We start from the raw sequence: 21429 nt of genomic DNA, 5'->3' as shown, positions 1-21429 counted from the left end.
TTTTTTTTGAGAGAAAAAGAAGTTTTATGGTTCACTGGTAAATGCTATTTGTAAATGCATATTCTTTTGATTTTCAGTTAGATATGTTTGTGTTTGAGTTTGTCAAGAATATGGATCAATAAAAAAGGGTTCTTTATTTTAAAAAAGATAGAGAGCTCATGCAACCTCAGATACATAATTAAGCATCTTGCTACCGAAACCACCAGATGGAATGAGTAGAATTTTATCATTATTTAATCAGGAAGCGCAGCTTGTTAAAGCCCTTAGGAAGCAAGATCCAAAAGGACAGCGACAAGCGTACGAAAAATATAGCTCGCGCATGCTGGGGCTGTGTTTTCGCTATGCTGGTGACGAAATGATAGCCGAAGACATTATGGTGGAAGGGTTCATGAGGGTTTTTAGTAAAATTGATCAGTTTAGCGGAGAAGGAAGTTTTGAAGGTTGGATAAGGAGGATCATGGTCAATGAGGCACTGGGACATCTGAGGAAGCAGAAGAGGGTTTTGGAGGACACATTATCTGATGAGGCAGAAAATATCCCGGATTATACATTGGCAGATCAAAACCTGAACGCGGAGGAATTGCTGGAACTTATCGGAGATTTGCCAGTGGGTTATAGAACTGTATTCAACTTGTATGCCATTGAAGGTTATGCACATAGCGAAATTGCCGTAATGATGGGAATTACAGAAAGTACGTCCAAATCACAGCTTCACCGGGCGAGGGCTTTGTTGCAAAAAATGGTTGCAGAATGGGAAGTAGGATTTAAAAAAAAAGTGAATTATGAAAAAGCATCCTATTGATGATATTTTCAGGACTAAGCTCCATGGCTTAGAGAAACAACCTTCTGCTACGGCATGGGATCGTTTAAATCAGGGGAAAAAGAAGGAAGAGCGACGTTTGACGGCGTGGATCTGGTATGCAGCAGCCGGTGTCGCAGTTGCATTGATGGCAGGTTATTCAGTTTGGATCAATCAGTCGGGAGAAGTAACACCTCAGCTGGCTGGTCATCAGAATCCGGTAGAGATCCCGCAGGGCTCAGCCAAGCCTCAGCTTACTCAGGAAGCGGCCGTGGAGTTGGCAGAGGTGGTTCCGGAAAAAAACATCAGTAGTAAAGTTGAAAAGATGAGGCCCCGCATTTCTCCTCGTGTTGTTCAAAAGGAGAAGGAGGTGTTGAATGAACCAGCTCGGCTTGCAACTACTAATGCTCCTGTCGTTTTGGAACCGCAGTCTGAGATATCTCTACCCGAAATAGCTACTGTCAAAAACATGGAAAACACGCATGTTGCATTCACTGAAACAAAGGTGCCTAAGCAGGAAAACAGAACAATTGTTGTTCGGGTGGAAGAGCCGGTTGTGAATGAAGAAAAAGAAAAGCCGTCGCGCTTCACCAGAATATTCCGTCAGTTGAAAAATGCAAAGCAGGGCGAGACTGTTGACTGGGAAGATGTCGGTTTTAATCCTAAGGCGCTTGTAGCACGTGTGGATGACAGATTAAAAACCGGAGAGGAAAAAGTATCAGAAAAATATCAAAATATTAAAGAGAGAACAAAACTATAATATCTATTAGCCATGAAAACTAAATTGTATTTAGCATTGATTTTACTGCTATCTGTTTTGGGTAGCAGTGTGGAAGCACGGGTGAGCAGCTTGTCTCAGGGCAAAGTTCAAAAAGATTCCATCATCGTAACTTTCGGAAATAAGACACGGCTCATCATTTACGGAGAAAATCGGCAGGAGTTGGATAAGATTATGAAGTATGACTTAAACGCACTGCTGAAAGATCTTCAGGTAAGACTGGATTCTACCAAAGCAGATACAACTTATTTGAGAGAGGAAATTGACGGCAACCGATATGTGAAAGACAAATCAGAAGAGGATTATGTAAGGATCGGCATACGTGGTATACATGTGAAGGATGGGGATACAGAGGTGAAAATTGATGCCGGCGGAGTTTCCGTGAAAGACGAAGATGCCGAAGATTCCAAGGATATTGATTATAAACGTTTGGGGAAGAATTTTACCCGATCACGTGGCGGATCCAGTCCTAGAAAGGGATTTGCTTTTGCCTTGGGGTTAAACACTTACGGATCAAACGAGCCAGGTGTCTACAATAAAGAGGATTATGACCTGCGACCTTTCGGATCCAGATTTGTGAGCCTTGGATATATCACAAGTGCCAAAATCGCGAGCGGTAAAAAAGCGAGTTTTCATCTTGATTTAGGCGTTGACTTCTCCTGGTACAATCTGATGTATGATGGTAATAATACCATAGTAAAGGGAGCTGAAAGAGTTGAGTTTAATTCAATTATAGAAGATAGTAAAGAGGTAGAAATGAAAAAAAGTAAACTGGTTGTGCCCAATGTGAATCTGTCCTTGATGCCAACGGTTAGCTTTCGTAATTCCTTTGTTTCCTACATCAGTGCAGGTGTTTATGGAGGATATCGTCTGGGAAGTTATTCCAAAACGCAAAGAGAAGGAACCAAGGATAAAGATAGAGAGCGTATGAACTATTACCTGAATGATTTTCGATATGGCATAGGAGCAGAACTTGGCTTTCGGAATTTTGTCGACCTATTTGTGAATTACGATTTGAATACCCTGCACGAAGAAAACCGGGGACCTAAAATAAATATGATTAGTTTCGGAATAAGATTGTAAATCACAACTGATTGAATATGGGATCGTTGCGTGTTTTTTTAACGCGATCCCATATTTTTATTTAATTTTTTTTCAAAAAGAATTTGAGAATATCAGAAAAGGGTATAATTTTGCAGCTCCAAAAGTGAAACAAGCGGCTTTCACGGATGTATTGAAATGTTGAAAAGGGGGTGTACCAGAGTGGCCAAATGGGGCAGACTGTAAATCTGCTGGTGTACGCCTACGGTGGTTCGAATCCATCCGCCCCCACAGTTTGAGCCAGAGTTGATTTTTGAAATACCAGTCAAAAGTCAGGCACAACACAATTGCGGAAGTAGCTCAGCTGGTAGAGCGATAGCCTTCCAAGCTATAGGTCGCGAGTTCGAACCTCGTCTTCCGCTCAATTTTAAGACACCGTCAAAGCGATCAGCGAAAACATTCATATTGAAACTTTTTCGCTGATCGCTTTTTGGTTGTTTAAGAAAAATGGAAATGTTTTGCTGTTGTAGCTCAGGGGTAGAGCACTTCCTTGGTAAGGAAGAGGTCAGGGGTTCAAATCCCCTCAATAGCTCAGGAATTTTGAAGTATTGAGTAGAGCACTTTCTTGGTAAGGAAGAGGTCAGGTCAGGGCGGCCGGTGCCGTTCAAATCCCCTCAATAGTTCAGGAGAAATATTGAGCGATGTTTCTAACTTTGAAAAGTTGTAGAATGGAACAGTTTCTCAATAGCTCAGAAAGATTTTGATCTTTGTATTTAGTTTAATTGGTTTTGGAGTGCTTGGTATAGTAAGCTAAACAGGATCAATCATTAGTGTTTAATAAATTCGTAATAACTTTTAATTTTAAGCGTACTTAAGTCATGGCAAAAGAGACGTTTGACCGCTCGAAACCCCACGTAAATATTGGTACTATCGGGCACGTTGACCACGGTAAAACTACCCTTACTGCTGCTATCACAACTGTGTTGGCGAAAAAGGGTTTAGCAGTACTTCGTGATTTCTCATCAATTGATAATGCACCTGAAGAGAAAGAACGTGGTATCACAATTAACACATCCCACGTTGAGTACGCGACAGCAAACCGTCACTATGCTCACGTTGACTGTCCAGGTCACGCGGATTATGTAAAGAACATGGTAACTGGTGCTGCTCAGATGGACGGAGCTATCATCGTAGTAGCTGCTACTGATGGACCAATGCCACAAACTCGTGAGCACATTCTTTTGGCTCGTCAGGTAGGTGTTCCTCAACTTGTAGTATTCATGAACAAAGTGGATATGGTTGATGATCCTGAACTACTTGAGCTTGTTGAAATGGAAATCCGTGAGCTTTTGAGCTTCTACGATTACGATGGAGACAACATTCCTGTAATCCAAGGTTCTGCTTTGGGTGGTTTGAATGGCGAAGAGAAATGGGTTAAAACGATTGAAGAATTGATGGACGCTGTTGATAGCTACATTCCAATTCCTCCTCGTATGACTGATCTTCCTTTCCTTATGCCTGTTGAAGACGTATTCTCGATCACTGGTCGTGGTACTGTTGCAACTGGTCGTATCGAAAGAGGAGTAATCAACTCTGGTGAGCCTGTAGATATCTTGGGTATGGGAGCAGAAGGTCTTAAATCTACCGTAACTGGTGTTGAGATGTTCCGTAAAATCCTTGACCGTGGAGAAGCTGGTGATAACGTAGGTCTATTGCTTCGTGGTATCAACAAAGAAGATATTCGTCGCGGAATGGTAATCTGCAAGCCAGGTTCAGTTAAGCCTCATGCTGCTTTCAAAGGCGAGGTTTATGTACTTTCGAAAGAAGAAGGTGGACGTCACACTCCATTCTTTAACAAATACCGTCCTCAGTTCTACTTCCGTACCACGGACGTAACAGGAGAGATTTCTCTTCCTGCTGGGGTTGAAATGGTTATGCCAGGTGATAACATCACTATTGACGTAAAATTGATCAACAAGATTGCTATGGAAAAAGGTCTTCGTTTCGCGATTCGTGAAGGTGGACGTACCGTAGGTGCTGGTCAGGTTACTGAGATTGTTGACTAATCTGAGGTAAATGACACTAAAACAAGTGCATTTCTTTTGAAATGCACTTGTTTTTTGTAAAATAATTGTATCTTTGCAGCCCGAAAGGGAGGAATGTACAAAACACGGGTGTAGTTCAAGGGTAGAATAGCGGTCTCCAAAACCGTTGATGGGAGTTCGAATCTCTCCACCCGTGCAATAAGTAAAAAGCAAAAATGGAAAAATTTACTTCTTTTTTGAAATCGTCATGGGAAGAAATGACCCAGCACGTAACATGGCCTCCTTTTAACGAGCTTCAGGCTAACACAACATTGGTGCTTGTAGGGTCCCTTATTTTTGCCTTTGTTGTTGGGATCATGGATCTCGTTTTTGAGAACGCATTAAGGCTGTTTTATCAGTCTTTCTAAGGCTATTATTATTATAGTGGCAACCCCCAGAATGGTATGAGTAGTCTAAATTGGTTTGTATTAAGAGCTGTGTCGGGACAAGAGAAAAAAATCAAGTCCTACATTGAAAATGAAATAACACGGCAAAAACTCACAGAATTCGTTCCGCAAATTCTTATTCCTTCGGAGAAGATTTATGAAATGCGTAATGGAAAGAAAAGGGTGAGGGAGAAAAACTTTTTCCCCGGATACATTATCATTTCGGCGGATTTGTCAAAAGGGGAAGTCTTGCACATAATTACCAGCATACCAGGTGTTATCGGATTTCTTGGAAACTCGGAAGGTAATTCCAAAGTTCCCGTTCCATTGCGTCAGTCGGAAATTAACAGGATCTTAGGACGTGTTGATGAAGCTGAACAGCTGGAAGAAGCACCGAGCATGTCTTTCATAAAAGGAGAGACAGTGAAGGTAGTCGATGGTCCGTTCAGCGGCTTTATCGGTCTGGTAGAAGAAGTATTTGATGAGAAGAAAAAACTCAATGTAGTTGTAAAAATATTCGGGCGTAATACACCCGTGGAACTCAGTTACGCACAAGTAGAAAAGGATAGTTAATAAGAACAACGGGCAGGGTAAGCTTCCACTTGCATGTGAGCCGTTAGACGATTAATGAACCGACAAATTCCAAAACAATGGCAAAAGAAATAGGTGGATACGTCAAACTACAGGTAAAAGGTGGCTCAGCCAATCCTTCACCTCCGATTGGTCCTGCATTAGGATCGAAGGGTTTGAATATCATGGAGTTTTGTAAGCAATTCAATGGCCGTACTCAGGATAAACCTGGTGTGGTATTGCCGGTAGTTATTACATACTATAAGGATAAGTCTTTTGACTTCGTCATTAAGACCCCCCCGGCCGCGATTTTGCTTCTGGAAGCATCAAAAGTAAAAGTAGGTTCGGCTCAGCCAAACCGTTTAAAAGTAGGTTCAGTATCATGGGATCAGGTTCGTACGATCGCTGAGACTAAAATGCCGGATCTAAACTGCTTTACAATTGATTCTGCTATGAAGATGATTGCGGGAACGGCTCGTAGTATGGGTATTACCGTAGCTGGCAAAGCCCCGTGGGAAGAAAACAACTGAGCGTTATAATAAACGCCTAAGAAACAAAGAACATGGGAAAATTGACCAAAAAGCAAAAAGAAGCTCTTTCGAAATTCGACGCAGAACAAGCTTACTCACTTGAGGCAGCAGCGGACGTACTTAAGAAGATTTCCTATACCAAGTTTGACTCTTCCGTGGATATCGATGTCCGTTTGGGCGTTGATCCTCGTAAAGCTGATCAAATGGTACGTGGCGTGGTAACATTGCCACACGGAACCGGAAAAGAAGTTCGTGTATTGGTATTGTGTACTCCGGATAAGGAGGCAGAAGCGAAAGAAGCAGGAGCAGATCATGTTGGCCTTGACGAATATATCCAAAAGATAGAACAAGGTTGGACAGACATCGACGTAATCATCACTATGCCGTCAGTAATGGCGAAAGTGGGTAAGTTAGGTAAAGTATTGGGTCCACGTGGTCTGATGCCGAACCCTAAGTCAGGTACAGTAACACCAGATGTTGCTAAGGCTGTAAAAGAGGTAAAAGCTGGTAAAATTGATTTCAAGGTTGACAAAACCGGTATCATTCATACCAGTGTAGGTAAAGTTTCTTTTGGAACAGACCAACTTGCACAGAATGCAGTTGAGGTGATCAATACTTTGATTCGCCTTAAACCATCATCTGCGAAAGGTACTTACGTTAAGAGCATTCACTTGTCAAGTACGATGAGCCCGGGTGTTACTATAGATAAAAACACGATTCCAGGATTATAATATGACACGGGAAGAGAAAGCAGTAATTATTGACGAACTAAGTCAGAAATTCTCGAACACGCCATACTTCTACATTACCAGTGCCAACGGAATGTCAGTTGGAGAGGTAAACATACTTAGAGGCCTTTGCTTCGAAAAAGGTATTGAGTATCGTGTTGTAAAGAACACCCTGATTAAGAAAGCACTAGAAACATTAGATACGGATTATTCATCTTTTGATGAAGTTCTAAAAGGATTTTCCGGTATCATGTTTCACCCGGAGTCAGGTAAAGTTCCTGCACAATTGATTAAAGAATTCAAGAAGAAATCAGGTAGCGACAAGCTTAAATTTAAAGGAGCTTCTGTTGACTCATCTGTTTTTGTAGGCGAAAGCCAGCTTGACGTTCTGATCGCTCTGAAATCCAAACAAGAAATGGTTGGAGAGATCATCGGATTGTTGCAATCACCTGCTAAAAATGTTATCGGCGCTCTTCAAAGCGGTGGAAACAAATTGGCTGGTATTCTCAAAACTTTATCTGAGAAAGAAGACTAATATATATTGCCAGGCTGAGCTCTCCGGGTTAACATAAATGGAGCTTTTAAAATCATCTTATTGTATAATCACAAAATCGAAAATAAAAATGGCAGATTTGAAAGCTTTCGCGGAACAGCTTGTTAACCTAACGGTTAAAGAAGTGAACGAATTGGCTACAATTCTTAAAGACGAGTATGGTATCGAACCAGCAGCTGCAGGTGCAGTAATGGTTGCAGGTCCAGCTGCAGGTGGTGGTGACGCTGCTGCAGTAGAAGAAAAAACGTCTTTTGATGTAATTTTGAAATCAGCAGGTGCTAGCAAATTGGCAGTTGTGAAATTGGTTAAAGACCTTACAGGTCTTGGACTGAAAGAAGCGAAAGAACTAGTTGACGGCGCTCCGAAACCAGTTAAAGAAGGAGTTGCTAAAGACGAAGCAGAAGCTTTGAAAAAACAACTTGAAGAAGCTGGTGCTGAAGTTGAAGTGAAGTAATTTGCTTTACACCAACGACATCCTATAATTCTAAGGAAATAGGCCTGACTTACGTCAGGTCTTTTCCTATTTAGTGTATAAACCAAACAAATTCTCTTTTTCAGCGTTTAGGATTATACACGTCAGTGTGAACAACTTTATACTGACTATTTTCTTCACACCGAAGAACTCGCCTGAAACACTTCTTTACTCGTAGGAAAGGAGCACAGGGGCGGTTTTTCTAATGTTCTACGAGGCATACGATTAAGGTTTTAAACCAATTAGTGCGATTACGTGTTGTACATAGTTACACCGTCTTGTTTTTCGTTCTACTAACCCAAATCAGACATAGCCTTGGCTACAATTAAAGCAACACCTAGAAAAAATTTCTCGAGGATCAATCAGATTATTGATTATCCGGATTTGTTAGGCATTCAGGTACAGTCGTTCCGGGATTTCTTCAGTCTGGATACATCTGTTGAAGATCGCTCGGACGAAGGATTGTACAAAGTTTTCGCAGAGAACTTTCCAATTGCAGATTCACGCGACAATTTCGTGCTTGAGTTCATTGATTATCTTCTTGAACCACCGAAATACTCTGTTGATGAATCTATTGATCGCGGACTTACTTATGCTGTCCCGCTTAAAGCAAAATTACGTTTGATATGTAATGATGCGGATCACGAAGAATTTGAAACCATTGAGCAGGAGGTTTTCTTAGGAAACATTCCTTACATGACCGAGCGTGGTTCATTCGTAATCAATGGTGCTGAGCGCGTAATCGTTTCTCAGCTTCACCGTTCACCAGGTGTGTTCTTCTCGATGAGCAAGCACACCAACGGATCGAAATTGTATTCTGCACGTATCATTCCTTTCAAGGGTTCATGGATTGAATTCTCGACGGATGTGAACAACGTGATGTACGCTTACATCGACCGTAAAAAGAAATTCCCTGTTACGACTCTTTTGAGAGCGATTGGTTTTGGATCTGATAAAGACATCCTGGATCTTTTCGGACTATCAGAAGAAATAGGAGCAACACCTGCAAACCTGAAAAAGGCAGTTGGTCGTCGTTTGGCTGCAAGGGTATTACGTACCTGGACTGAAGATTTCGTGGATGAAGATACCGGCGAGGTAGTTTCTATTCAACGTAACGAAGTACTGCTTGAACGCGATTCTACAATTTCTCCTGACGATATCGAGGTAATCCTTGAGTCGGGTCAGAAATCAGTGATCTTGCACAAAGAAGATATGAATGTTGCGGATTATAACATCATTTATAATACGCTTCAAAAAGATAGCTCTAACTCTGATAAAGAGGCGGTAGAGCAAATTTATCGTCAGCTTCGTAACGCAGAAGCACCAGATGAGCAAACTGCAAGGGACGTAATCCAAAGCTTGTTCTTCAGTGACAAACGTTATGACCTTGGTGATGTTGGCCGTTACAGGATCAACAAAAAATTAGGTTCTGATACAAGCCTTGACGTTCGCGTTCTGACTACCGGTGATATCGTTTCCATCGTGAAATATCTGATCGGTCTGATCAATGCAAAAGCGGTTGTCGATGATATCGATCACTTGTCAAACCGTCGTGTTCGTACTGTTGGTGAACAACTTTACGCACAGTTCGGCGTAGGTTTGGCTCGTATGGCGCGTACCATCAAAGAACGTATGAATGTTCGTGACAATGAAGATTTCAAGCCTGTTGATTTGATCAACGCGCGTACGCTTTCTTCTGTTATCAACTCGTTCTTCGGTACCAACCAGTTGTCACAGTTCATGGATCAAACCAATCCATTGGCTGAGATTACGCACAAAAGACGTATGTCGGCACTTGGGCCAGGTGGTCTTTCACGTGAAAGAGCAGGTTTCGAGGTTCGTGACGTTCACTACACGCACTACGGTCGTCTGTGTACAATCGAAACGCCGGAAGGACCAAACATTGGTTTGATTTCTTCTCTTTGTGTATTTGCCAAAGTTAACGGAATGGGCTTCATCGAAACACCTTACCGTGTAATCGATGGCTCGGGTAAGCTTACCAACGAGCTTATTTATATGACAGCTGAGGAGGAGGATTCCAAATATATCGCTCAGGCAAATGCCTCGGTTGATAAGGATGGTAACTTTACAGTTGAAAAAATCAAGACACGTTTTGAAGGTGACTTCCCGATGGTGGATCCTTCTCAGGCGTCTTACATGGACGTAGCTGCCAATCAGATTGTTTCTGTTGCGGCATCGCTTATTCCATTCCTTGAACATGATGATGCTAACCGTGCCCTGATGGGATCGAACATGCAGCGCCAGGGTGTTCCTTTGCTTCGTCCACAGGCTCCGATCGTAGGAACGGGTCTTGAAAAACGTGTTGCGATGGATTCACGCGCGCTTGTTGTGGCCGAAGGTGATGGTGTTATCGAATATGTTGACGCGAAGAAAATTGTTGTTAAATATGACAGAACAGACGCAGATCGTCTGGTTAGTTTTATTGAAGACAGCGTTTCTTACGACCTTGTTAAGTTCCGTCGTACCAACCAGGATACTTGTCTTAATCTTCAACCAATGGTTCTTAAAGGCCAGAAAGTTAAAAAAGGAGAAGCACTTTGCCAGGGATACGGTACAGAAGGTGGAGAACTTGCATTAGGTCGTAACCTTTTGGTTGCCTTCATGCCTTGGCAGGGATACAACTTTGAGGATGCGATTGTAATCTCAGAGAAAGTGGTTCGTGACGATATCTTCACTTCTATTCACATTGAAGAATTTGAATTGGAAGTTCGCGATACAAAACGTGGAGAAGAAGAACTTACCGCTGAGATTCCTAATGTAAGCGAGGAAACTGTTAAAAATCTTGACGAAAACGGTATCGTTCAGGTTGGTACGGAAGTTAAAGAAGGTGATATTCTGATTGGTAAGATCACTCCAAAAGGAGAGTCTGATCCAACACCGGAAGAAAAACTTCTTCGTGCGATCTTTGGAGATAAAGCCGGTGATGTGAAGGATGCTTCTAAGAAAGCACCACCATCAATGAAAGGTGTTGTTATTGATACAAAACTTTTCTCTCGTCCTACTAAAGAAGAGCGTGCTAAGCACAAAGATGAATTGCGCCTGTTAATGAAAAAATATGGCCGTGATTTAACTGCACTTCGTGGACGTGTTATTGAAAAGCTGGTTACACTTACTGATGGAAAGACTTCTCAGGGTGTTAAGCATAAATTTGGTGATGAGTTGATCTCGAAAGGAATGAAGTTTAATGTCAGAAATATTTCTGAAAACTTGTTCCCTGCAAACAACCCGTACCGTGATGAGAGCCAGTATGCAGTTGCTGAGGAGGTAAACCTTATCGGTGATGTATTGACAGATTCATGGACAGAAGATTCTGAACTGAATGCTCAGATTTCTCTTGTACTTAAAAATTACCTGAATTCCCGCAGCGAATTGATGGGTCGTTTCAAACGCGATCGTTTTGCTCTTGAAGTAGGTGATGAACTTCCTGCTGGTATCGTTAAGCTTGCGAAAGTATATATCGCGAAGAAACGTAAATTGAAAGTGGGGGATAAAATGGCAGGTCGTCACGGTAACAAAGGGGTTGTTGCCCGTATCGTTCGTGATGAAGATATGCCATTCCTTGAAGACGGAACTCCTATGAACATCGTGTTAAACCCACTTGGGGTACCTTCACGTATGAACATCGGTCAGATATATGAAACTATTCTTGCATGGGCAGGTCAGAAACTTGGTCGCCGTTACGCTACACCGATCTTTGATGGTGCAACGGAAGCTGAGGTTGCTGCCGAATTGAAAGAAGCTGGTTTGCCGGATTGGGGACGTACCTATCTGTACAACGGATTAAGTGGTGAGCGTTTCGATCAACCGGTAACAGTTGGTTTGATGTATATGATGAAGCTGGGTCACCTTGTTGACGATAAGATGCACGCCCGTTCTATCGGACCGTACTCTCTTATCACACAACAGCCTTTGGGTGGTAAAGCACAATTTGGTGGTCAGCGTTTCGGAGAAATGGAAGTGTGGGCACTTGAAGCATTCGGTGCATCGCACATTCTGCAGGAAATCCTTACCGTTAAGTCGGATGACGTTGTTGGCCGTGCCAAAGCTTACGAAGCAATCGTGAAAGGTGAAAACCTTCCGAAACCTAATATTCCGGAGTCGTTCAATGTACTTGTTCACGAGCTTCGTGGATTGGCATTGGAAATTACGCTGGACTAATTTTTAGTCGTAAGGAGTGCTTTTCGGAGCGCTCCTTAGAAATGCAATACAATTTGAATTTCGACTAACAAGACAAACGACTTTTTAATTATGTCTTTCAAAAAGAACAAAAAACTTAATAGTGATTTTTCCAGAATGACGATCAGTCTGGCTTCACCTGAGTCTATCCTCGAGAGCTCTTTTGGTGAAGTAACCCAGCCTGAAACCATCAACTACCGGACCTACAAGCCGGAAATGGGTGGGTTATTCTGTGAGCGTATTTTCGGTCCTGTGAAGGATTGGGAATGTCATTGTGGTAAATACAAACGTATCCGTTACAAAGGCATCATCTGCGACCGTTGTGGTGTGGAGGTTACTGAGAAAAAGGTACGTCGTGAGCGCATGGGACACATTGAACTCGTGGTTCCGGTTGCTCATATCTGGTACTTCCGTAGCTTACCTAACAAAATCGGGTATTTGCTTGGATTGTCTACCAAAAAATTGGATCAGATCATTTACTACGAGCGATATGCAGTAGTTCAGGCTGGTGTGAAAGAAGAGGATGGTGTGAGTTATCTGGATTTCCTTACAGAAGACGAATATCTTGACATCGTTGACAAACTGCCTCGCGAAAACCAAATGCTTCCGGATACGGATCCCAATAAGTTTATCGCTAAAATGGGTGCCGATGCGCTTGAGATGTTGTTGAGCCGCATTAAGCTTGATGAACTTTCGTACGAACTTCGTCACCAGGCAGCAACAGACACTTCTCAGCAACGTAAAGCGGAAGCTTTGAAACGTCTGAAAGTTGTTGAAGCTTTCCGTGATGCGAACACACGTATCGAAAACCGTCCTGAATGGATGGTGATCAAAATGGTACCTGTTATTCCACCAGAACTTCGTCCGTTAGTACCTCTTGATGGTGGTCGTTTCGCGACTTCCGATTTGAATGACCTTTATCGTCGTGTTATTATTCGTAACAACCGTTTGAAGCGTCTGATCGAGATCAAAGCGCCTGAGGTAATCTTGCGTAACGAAAAACGTATGTTGCAGGAAGCGGTAGATTCGCTTTTCGATAACAGCCGTAAAGTAAACGCGGTACGTTCAGAAGGAAACCGTGCTTTGAAATCACTTTCTGACATGCTTAAAGGTAAGCAAGGACGTTTCCGTCAAAACTTGCTTGGTAAGCGTGTCGATTATTCTGGTCGTTCGGTAATTGTAGTAGGACCAGAATTGAAACTGCATGAGTGTGGTTTGCCGAAAGATATGGCTGCTGAATTGTTCAAGCCGTTTATCATTCGCAAACTGATCGAACGCGGAATCGTTAAAACTGTAAAATCAGCTAAGAAGATCGTAGATCGTAAGGATCCTGTGATCTGGGATATTTTAGAAAACGTGTTGAAAGGACACCCGGTTCTTCTAAACCGTGCTCCAACGCTTCACCGTTTGGGTATCCAGGCGTTCCAACCTAAGCTGATCGAAGGAAAAGCGATACAGTTGCACCCACTTGTGTGTACTGCATTCAACGCTGACTTTGACGGTGACCAGATGGCCGTTCACGTGCCATTGGGTCAGGAAGCCGTTCTGGAAGCTTCTATGCTGATGCTTTCTTCACATAACATTCTTAACCCGGCTAACGGTGCACCGATTACGGTACCATCACAAGACATGGTTTTGGGTCTGTACTATGTGACAAAAGGCCGCATAAGCACACCTGAGTATCCTATTGATGGAGAAGGAATGATTTTCTACGGTCCTGATGAAGTTATCATCGCGATCAATGAAGGCAAACTTTCGAAACATGCTAATATCAAGTGCCGTCTGCGTGTTCGTAACGAAGATGGAACATTTGAAATAAAATTGATTGATACCGTAGCAGGACGTATTCTGTTCAATCAGGCTGTTCCTGAATCTGTTGGTTATATCAATGAACTTCTTACTAAGAAGAAATTGCAGCAGATCATCGGTTTGGTATTCAAACTGGCCGGTGTAGCACGTTGTGCGCAATTCCTTGACGAAATCAAAGAACTTGGTTTCCAAATGGCCTTCAAAGGTGGTTTGTCAATGGGATTGAACGACGTAATGGTTCCGGACGAAAAAGTGAAACTGATCGAGCAGGCGAAAGTAGACGTTGAAAACGTTTGGAGTAACTACCTGATGGGTCTTATCACTGAAAACGAACGTTACAACCAGGTTATCGATATCTGGACACGTGTTAACTCACGTATCACAGAAACGTTGATGAAACAATTGGAAACAGATCAGGGTGGATTTAACTCCATCTACATGATGATGCACTCTGGTGCTCGTGGATCTCGTGAACAAATTCGTCAGTTGGGTGGAATGAGGGGTCTTATGGCTAAACCTCAGAAAAACATCGCTGGTGGTGCAGGTGAAATCATCGAGAACCCGATCCTTTCTAACTTTAAAGAAGGTCTTGACGTTCTTGAGTACTTTATCTCAACACACGGTGCACGTAAAGGTCTTGCAGATACAGCCTTGAAAACGGCTGATGCGGGTTACCTTACACGTCGTCTGCATGATGTTGCTCAAGATGTGGTTGTAATAGAAAACGATTGTGGTTCACTTCGTGGTATTGCAATTTCAGCTCTGAAAGACAATGAAGATATTGTTGAGCCTTTATCAGAACGTATTCTTGGTCGTGTAAGCGTTCACGATGTATTCGATCCGTTGTCAGGAGAAATTATCCTTACTTCCGGACAGGAAATTACAGAGGAAATCGCTGCATATATAGATGAAACAAGCATTGAAACAGTTGAAATCCGTTCGGTATTAACTTGCGAAACACGTAATGGTGTTTGTGCTAAATGTTACGGACGTTCACTTGCTTCGGCGCATATGGTGAACATTGGAGAAGCTGTTGGTGTAATTGCATCTCAGTCGATTGGTGAGCCGGGTACGCAGCTTACACTTCGTACATTCCACGTCGGGGGTACTGCATCCAACATCTCTGTTGATGCAAACATCAAGGCGAAATTCGACGGAACTATTCAGTTTGAAGAGCTTCGTTTGGTGGAATCTGTTAACTCAGAAGGCGACGCAATTACAGTAGTAATGGGTCGTTCGGGTGAAGTGAAAATTGTAAATGTTGAAACAGGTCAACTGTTGATCTCAAACAACGTTCCTTACGGTGCTCAGCTTTTGGTTAAAGAAGGCCAGAAAGTTACAAAAGGACAGGAACTATGTACATGGGATCCATATCACGCAGTAATCCTTTCTGAATTCACTGGTATTGTATCATTCGATGCCATTGAAGAAGGAATTACTTATCGTGAAGAATTCGATGAGCAAACTGGTTTCCAGGAGTCAGTGATCATTGAAACACGTGATAAAACCAAAAACCCGGCTATCGTGGTTAAAGGTAAATCAACGTTGTTGAAAGATCAGACAGAAAAAGGTTATAACCTTCCTGTTGGAGCTCGTTTGGTTGTGAAGGCAGGTACCAACATCAAAGCTGGTCAGCCTTTGGCGAAAATCCCTCGTGTGGTTGGTAAAACCCGCGATATTACGGGAGGTCTTCCACGTGTAACGGAATTATTCGAAGCACGTAACCCATCGAACCCTGCAACTGTATCTGAAATTGATGGTGTTGTATCTTACGGAGGTGTGAAGCGTGGTAACCGCGAAATTCATATCGAATCACGTGATGGTACGCAACGTCGTTACATGGTTGCTCTTTCGAAACACATTCTGGTTCAGGATGGTGACTTTGTAAAAGCTGGTGATCCGTTATCTGATGGTGCGATCACTCCTGCTGATATCTTGTCTATCAAAGGGCCTACTGCTGTTCAGGAATATCTAGTGAATGAAATTCAGGAGGTATATCGTCTGCAAGGTGTGAAGATCAATGATAAACACATTGAATGTATCGTTCGTCAGATGATGCAGAAAGTGGAGATCCTTGACGCTGGTGATACAAACTTCCTTGAAATGCAACCGGTTGACCGTGTTGTATTCCGTGAAGAAAATGATAAAATACTTGACCTTAAAGTTGTTGAGGATGCTGGTAGCTCCGAAACATTGAAACCAGGTATGATCATTTCTGTTCGCCGCCTGCGTGACGAGAATTCAAGCTTGAAACGCCGTGACCTTAAATTGGTTGTTGCGCGTGATGCACAAGCGGCTGTTGCGAAACCTACTTTGATGGGTATCACACAAGCTTCATTGGGTACGGAAAGTTTTGTTTCTGCGGCTTCATTCCAGGAAACAACCAAAGTACTTTCGGAAGCGGCTGTACGTGGAAAACGCGACGAACTGAAAGGTCTGAAAGAAAACGTGATCGTTGGTCACTTGATCCCGGCCGGTACAGGTATGCGTCAGTACGAAAACCTGATCGTAGGTTCGAAAGAAGAATACGATGCGTTAGCTGAATCCCGCGAAAAACAGTCACGTAAAAAACGTGAATTGGCATAGTCGGAGTTCAAATAGATAAAAAGAGTCGGTTCTGCGCAAGTGGAACCGACTCTTTGTTTTTACATGCTATATTATTTTAGTAATTTCCGACTTCTAATGTTTGCATGCCACGAATGCACGAATTTTTGCGAATATCATGTTTTTGAAAATTGTGTTTGGTTGCGTTCGGACACCATCCAATCAGGAGTTTTTGACAATATTTAAACCTATCCATGGAAGATACCAACAAAGAAAACGAACAGCAGATTAACGTAGAATTATCAGAAGAAATGGCAGAGGGCGTTTATTCCAATCTTGCCATGATCGCCCACTCTAACAGTGAATTCATCCTTGATTTTATCCGCCTAATGCCCGGTGTACCACGCGCCAAAGTAAAGGCAAGGATAATCATCACACCTGAGCACGCAAAACGACTGATAGCCGCCTTGAAAGACAATATTAATAAATACGAAGATCAATATGGTCCGATTCAGAGTTCACAGGATAGCGAGCCAACTTTTAATTTCCCAGTGAGCTTCGGAGGACCGGGTGGAGAGGCATAACCGATAGCATTATTAGCTACTATATTCTGCCAAAAGAAATAGGAGCCGGTATAAGACTAGCATGTTCTGCGAATGACTTGTACCGGCATCAATGGAATTGAGTTCTCTAATATTCCAATCTCAATTTAATACTTTTTTCGCCTTCTCTTTCAGGGATTTAAACCCTTTTGCTGGGGTGAATTTTTCGTTTTCCGAGCCTGTTGGTGAGGAACTTTGCTCACTGGTCTTCGTTTTCTCTCCATTGTCGTCCGATGGAACAGCGGATACCGATGCCAATTTTACTCCCTGCTGCAACCATTCCTTAACAAACGCAGTGGTGACCGCATTCACATCTTTTCCTGCTCTGTATATCGCTTTCCACTTCAAACCCTTTTTCTCGTAAACAGGATTAGCAAATGTTTTCTTTTTGCCTGCTACCGTAACTGCTGCATTAAAATCTACTGTACTTGCCAGTTTGAGATATTCTTCCAGCCTTGCCCTGATTGCCACCTCCGGATTTTCAGGATATAGTTTTTGCCACTTTGTTTTATTTGGAGTGGGATCGCCACTTGCTGCAATCATCTTTTTCTGATCGGCAATACCCGCTTCTACTTTCTTTATCATGTCAGCAGGTACCTGTTTGCTAGCTTTTATTTTCACCAATTCCTTTTCCTGGTCTTTAACCGATTGCTTCATCATTTCAACCGTAGCAGGATCCATTGCAGGCGGCTCGCTGGTGGGTGTTGCCGACTTGCGTGCTTTTTCATAATCCGACAGGAATTTTTCGCTGTGTACATAGTCTTTTAAATACTGACACATTTCTTTCGTTGCAGCGATCTTGTCTCCCTCAACTACTGCCGACAACATCTTCGCATAGGGTATACCAAATGACTTTATTTGATTATAAGGCGATTCCGTATTGCCACCACTGTCTTCTACCTGGCTTTCGTCAATTTCACTGTGGTTTTGCCTCCCAATAATGTTGTTGAGAATACTTCTTTGGACGCTTTGGTGCTGCATGCCTAAAGTTGCGATAACGTCTTCCACTAGACGAAAGGCTGAAAGTGCAACCGAAAAAACAAGGATTGTCGTAACTATGGTTCTGGTTTTCATCTGACTTATAGTTGAATAGAATAAAAAAGATCTGAACGCAATTTTCTGTACAAACTCGCTATTCAAATCACTGATCTGTAGGTTTTTGTGCAGGTGTAAATGGAGGACTGTTGTAAAGTTAATGGGTGAGAAGTAGAAGTGCCTTACCGAAAAATAAGAATGGGATGATTGAAGAACTGCGGTGATGAATTTCCGGATTGTTACCTTTATGCTCTGATTATAAATTCAGCTATCTGAACCATATCAAGGAATTATTTGCATTACTCATGAATACTTTATCTAAAAATATCCTTTTAGTACTTATCTCAGTTGTCTCCTTTTACGCTTGTCAGCAAGAGAAGAAATCAGAAAATGAAGCGGTAGTTACTGAACCGCACTCAATAGCCAACCTCCCCAAATCCCGATACACTATTGGTGATTCTGTCAAAATCGGATTCACAGAGCCGGTAGCTGACTTTCAGGTTAAAACTGATGGAGAAATAAATGAATCGAAGTTGACTGGTCTGGATTCAGTCACGTTTTTATCTAAACTGATAAAGACCGGATGGCATCAGCTGGTTGTAGCTGGAAAAACAAAAAGTAATGTTGCGTTTACGGATACATTACGTTTTGAATTGGTGTCAGACGTAGCGCCAAAGGAAATCACATATGCTGTTGCCGGCAGCTTTCCACATCTTAAAACAAGCTTTACAGAAGGACTGGAATTCTATAAAGGTGAATTGTATGAGGGAACAGGGGAAAATGGTAAGTCGCAATTGCTGAAGATTGATCTGAAAACCGGAGCGGCCCTTAAATCACTCAATTTGGACCCGAAATATTTTGGAGAGGGAATCACCATTGTAAATGATAAAATTTATCAGCTTACGTGGCAATCGGGCGTTTGTTTCAGATACAATATGGACTTTACGCCTGACAAAACCTTTACCTATTATTTTCAGGGATGGGGACTTACACATAGAGACACCACTTTGATGATGAGTGATGGTTCAAACAAAATTCATTTCTACAATACCGAATACGAGAAAACGGGCGATCTGGAAGTGTATGATCAGAACGGTCCGGTGAGGAATATCAATGAGCTGGAATACTTGAATGGCTATGTTTATGCCAATATTTTTGAAACCACAAAGATTATCAAAATTGATGTGGCGACGGGAAAGGTGGTAGGTGTTCTGGACATGCAAAGTATCATTCCTGCTGAAATCGATGCTAGAAAAGATGTATTGAATGGCATTGCCTACAATTCTACTGATCAGTCTTTTTACGTCACCGGGAAAAACTGGCCGGTGATGTTCAGGATCAAGCTTAAAGATATAAAAGGAGATGGTGGACGTAATTTGTAATGTTGTTATTTTGAAGATTTCAGGTATTACATCATTAGAAATTCTCTTAAATGTAATTGCTTAATACCTTTAAAGGTGTTACTTGGTTTAAAGTCATCCATGGTTACGACATATTTGGGATAATTGTCAGATATGCTAACGAGATTTCCAAATTCTCTTTGGACGGTCTTTTCATCGGTAAGCAAATATGCGACTTGAACGTACAATTTCTCACCATTTTTTTCAGCCATAAAATCAATTTCCTGTTCGCCGGATTTACCAACATATACCTTATAGCCATTTCGGAGCAAGTGGAGATAAACTGAATTTTCCATGAGTTTACCAATATCATTGCGGTAATTAAAGCTGCGGATACAGTTTCTAAGTCCCAAGTCTTCAAAGTAAAATTTCTCTCCTATTTCAAATATTTTCAAGCCATTTATATCTGCTCTGGATACCTTATGTACGAAAAAAGCATTGGTCAATGCACCGAGGTAATTGATTACTGACTGTGTTGGAATGTTGATCTTTTGAGATTTAAGGTATTTGCTGATATTTAGTGCGGAAAATATGCTTCCAGTGTTGTCAGCCAGGTACATAACCAGGTTCTCCAATAAAGGGATGTTCCTGATTCCTTCCCGGCTAACCACATCTTTCAGTAAAATGGAAGCGTAGACGTTTTTCAGGTACTCGAAAACAATGGAAGGTTCCAAGCCGATGTGGTGGAGATAAGGCATTCCGCCGATTGTCAGGTATAGGTTTAGATTTTCGTTGGTGTCAGCAATTTTGTTGAATTGGAGAAACTCTTTGTAGCTAAGGCTGTGAATAGAAAATTCCATATATCTCCCTGCCATTAGTGTGGCCAGTTCTCCCGAAAGCATCGTTGCGTTACTTCCTGTACAGTATATGTCACATCGCTTTTGATTGAGCAGGCTTCTCAGGCATTTCTGAAATGAATCAATTTCCTGTACTTCATCAATGAAAAGGAAATTTTCTTTACCAGGTGACAATTGTTCGAGCACGTATTCATTAAGTTGGGTGTGATCGCTAATGAAGGAAAAGTCTTCAAGCTCCTTATCAATGTAGATGATATTCGCATCTACACAGTTCGCTCTGATTTCATCTATGAGAAGCTTCAGTATATAGCTCTTACCGATACGACGTTGGCCGGTTAAAATCTTGATAATATCTTTACCTATGAATGGTTTGATCTTATCTATGTACTGAGGTCTTTCGAATATTTCTTCCATCGTAATTGAAACTTTTCTTAAAAATACAAAAGTTTCAATTACGATGGAAACTTAATTTCATTCGAGGTGTTTTGTCAATTATAGCAGAAATGCTCTGCTTGTTACATCAGTCTTAGACATAAGATGCCAAACAAGCCATTTTCTTAAAAATATTGCTGTTATTTATGTCAGAATAACAATTATAAAGACTCATTGAATCTTGTAATCCGTAAATAGAAATTTATTCCAATTGATTTTAAAAAAGTATGGAAAACACGCGTCGTAAATTTATTGCAGGCTCTGTTGCATTGGCGGCAGGTACCGTGGCTTCAATCGCCGCTCCGTCTCAGCCTGAAAAAAGCAAAACTCCACTGGTTCACCACGTATTTTTCTGGCTTAAAAATCCAGGTTCAACAGAGGACCGTGACAAAATCGTTGCAGGTCTGAAAACACTCAGAAAAATCGAAGCAATCAAAGACCTGCGTATCGGTGTAGTTGCCAGTACTGAAAAGCGTGATGTGGTTGATAACAGCTGGGCAGTTTCCGAACTGATGTTTTTTGAAGACCTTGCTGGTCAGGCCATTTATCAGGATCATCCTATCCACCAGAAGTTTATTAAAGATTGCAGCCATCTTTGGGACAAAGTAATCGTTTATGATGCAATAGACGTTTAGTTTTTGTTCAGGTACAATATTTAGCTGAGATTTGCCG

17 protein-coding genes and 4 tRNA genes are annotated in these 21429 nt (G+C 41.9%); 19 read left to right on the top strand and 2 right to left on the bottom strand.

The window, feature by feature from the left end:
• Positions 1-211: 211 nt before the first annotated feature.
• From LZG71_RS26580 to LZG71_RS26500, 17 genes are all read left to right on the top strand, one after another.
• Entirely contained in the window at positions 212-802 is a 591-nt protein-coding gene (locus LZG71_RS26580) for an RNA polymerase sigma factor (protein WP_233825696.1), read from the top strand.
• Entirely contained in the window at positions 783-1559 is a 777-nt protein-coding gene (locus tag LZG71_RS26575) for a hypothetical protein (RefSeq protein WP_233825694.1), read from the top strand. The genes LZG71_RS26580 and LZG71_RS26575 overlap by 20 nt, the downstream gene beginning before the upstream one ends.
• A gap of 12 nt (positions 1560-1571) precedes the next feature.
• Positions 1572-2660, top strand: coding sequence for a hypothetical protein (locus LZG71_RS26570; RefSeq protein WP_233825692.1), 1089 nt, complete (start codon positions 1572-1574; stop codon positions 2658-2660).
• Between the two features lie 166 nt (positions 2661-2826).
• A tRNA-Tyr gene (locus LZG71_RS26565) sits at positions 2827-2909 on the top strand.
• 58 nt (positions 2910-2967) lie between these two features.
• Positions 2968-3040: transfer RNA gene (locus tag LZG71_RS26560), tRNA-Gly, on the top strand.
• A gap of 98 nt (positions 3041-3138) precedes the next feature.
• Positions 3139-3210: transfer RNA gene (locus tag LZG71_RS26555), tRNA-Thr, on the top strand.
• 286 nt (positions 3211-3496) lie between these two features.
• Positions 3497-4684 carry an elongation factor Tu gene (gene tuf / locus LZG71_RS26550; RefSeq protein WP_233825690.1) on the top strand — a complete coding sequence of 396 codons (1188 nt, stop codon included), beginning with the start codon at positions 3497-3499 and terminating at the stop codon, positions 4682-4684.
• A 104-nt stretch (positions 4685-4788) separates the two neighbouring features.
• Positions 4789-4859: transfer RNA gene (locus tag LZG71_RS26545), tRNA-Trp, on the top strand.
• 19 nt (positions 4860-4878) lie between these two features.
• Positions 4879-5070, top strand: a complete 192-nt coding sequence (gene secE, locus LZG71_RS26540) for a preprotein translocase subunit SecE (RefSeq protein ID WP_233825688.1) — start codon at positions 4879-4881, stop codon at positions 5068-5070.
• Between the two features lie 36 nt (positions 5071-5106).
• A complete protein-coding gene (gene nusG, locus LZG71_RS26535; RefSeq protein WP_233825686.1) occupies positions 5107-5661 on the top strand; it encodes a transcription termination/antitermination protein NusG in 555 nt (184 codons plus the stop codon).
• Positions 5662-5738: 77 nt separating this feature from the next.
• A complete protein-coding gene (rplK, locus tag LZG71_RS26530; protein ID WP_233825684.1) occupies positions 5739-6188 on the top strand; it encodes a 50S ribosomal protein L11 in 450 nt (149 codons plus the stop codon).
• A gap of 32 nt (positions 6189-6220) precedes the next feature.
• Complete coding sequence (gene rplA, locus LZG71_RS26525; RefSeq protein WP_233825682.1) at positions 6221-6919, top strand: 50S ribosomal protein L1; 699 nt, start codon at positions 6221-6223, stop codon at positions 6917-6919.
• A 1-nt stretch (position 6920) separates the two neighbouring features.
• On the top strand, positions 6921-7451 hold the full coding sequence (gene rplJ / locus LZG71_RS26520; RefSeq protein ID WP_131960411.1) for a 50S ribosomal protein L10: 531 nt from the start codon (positions 6921-6923) through the stop codon (positions 7449-7451).
• An 88-nt stretch (positions 7452-7539) separates the two neighbouring features.
• Positions 7540-7923, top strand: coding sequence for a 50S ribosomal protein L7/L12 (rplL, locus tag LZG71_RS26515; protein WP_233825785.1), 384 nt, complete (start codon positions 7540-7542; stop codon positions 7921-7923).
• Positions 7924-8256: 333 nt separating this feature from the next.
• Positions 8257-12120, top strand: coding sequence for a DNA-directed RNA polymerase subunit beta (rpoB, locus tag LZG71_RS26510; protein WP_233825680.1), 3864 nt, complete (start codon positions 8257-8259; stop codon positions 12118-12120).
• 90 nt (positions 12121-12210) lie between these two features.
• Positions 12211-16533 carry a DNA-directed RNA polymerase subunit beta' gene (gene rpoC, locus LZG71_RS26505; RefSeq protein WP_233825678.1) on the top strand — a complete coding sequence of 1441 codons (4323 nt, stop codon included), beginning with the start codon at positions 12211-12213 and terminating at the stop codon, positions 16531-16533.
• A gap of 212 nt (positions 16534-16745) precedes the next feature.
• Positions 16746-17075: a DUF3467 domain-containing protein gene (locus LZG71_RS26500; RefSeq protein ID WP_233825676.1), complete on the top strand. Its 330-nt coding sequence runs from the start codon at positions 16746-16748 to the stop codon at positions 17073-17075.
• A 120-nt stretch (positions 17076-17195) separates the two neighbouring features.
• On the opposite strand, the gene LZG71_RS26495 is transcribed toward LZG71_RS26500, so the two are convergent.
• The gene (locus tag LZG71_RS26495; protein ID WP_233825674.1) at positions 17196-18167 is read right to left on the bottom strand and encodes a hypothetical protein; all 972 of its coding nucleotides are present in this window, start codon (positions 18165-18167) and stop codon (positions 17196-17198) included.
• A 266-nt stretch (positions 18168-18433) separates the two neighbouring features.
• Here LZG71_RS26495 and LZG71_RS26490 point away from each other — a divergent pair, with 266 nt between their 5' ends.
• Positions 18434-19510, top strand: coding sequence for a glutaminyl-peptide cyclotransferase (locus LZG71_RS26490; protein ID WP_233825672.1), 1077 nt, complete (start codon positions 18434-18436; stop codon positions 19508-19510).
• Positions 19511-19536: 26 nt separating this feature from the next.
• On the opposite strand, the gene LZG71_RS26485 is transcribed toward LZG71_RS26490, so the two are convergent.
• Positions 19537-20739: an ATP-binding protein gene (locus LZG71_RS26485; protein WP_233825670.1), complete on the bottom strand. Its 1203-nt coding sequence runs from the start codon at positions 20737-20739 to the stop codon at positions 19537-19539.
• Between the two features lie 245 nt (positions 20740-20984).
• On the opposite strand from LZG71_RS26485, the gene LZG71_RS26480 reads away from it, so the two are divergent.
• Complete coding sequence (locus tag LZG71_RS26480) at positions 20985-21392, top strand: Dabb family protein (protein WP_233825668.1); 408 nt, start codon at positions 20985-20987, stop codon at positions 21390-21392.
• Positions 21393-21429 lie beyond the last annotated feature (37 nt).

The organism is Dyadobacter sp. CY312 (genome assembly GCF_021390535.1).
In the GTDB taxonomy this organism is placed as follows: Bacteria; Bacteroidota; Bacteroidia; order Cytophagales; family Spirosomataceae; genus Dyadobacter.
This window is presented reverse-complemented; position numbering and strand designations above follow the sequence as displayed.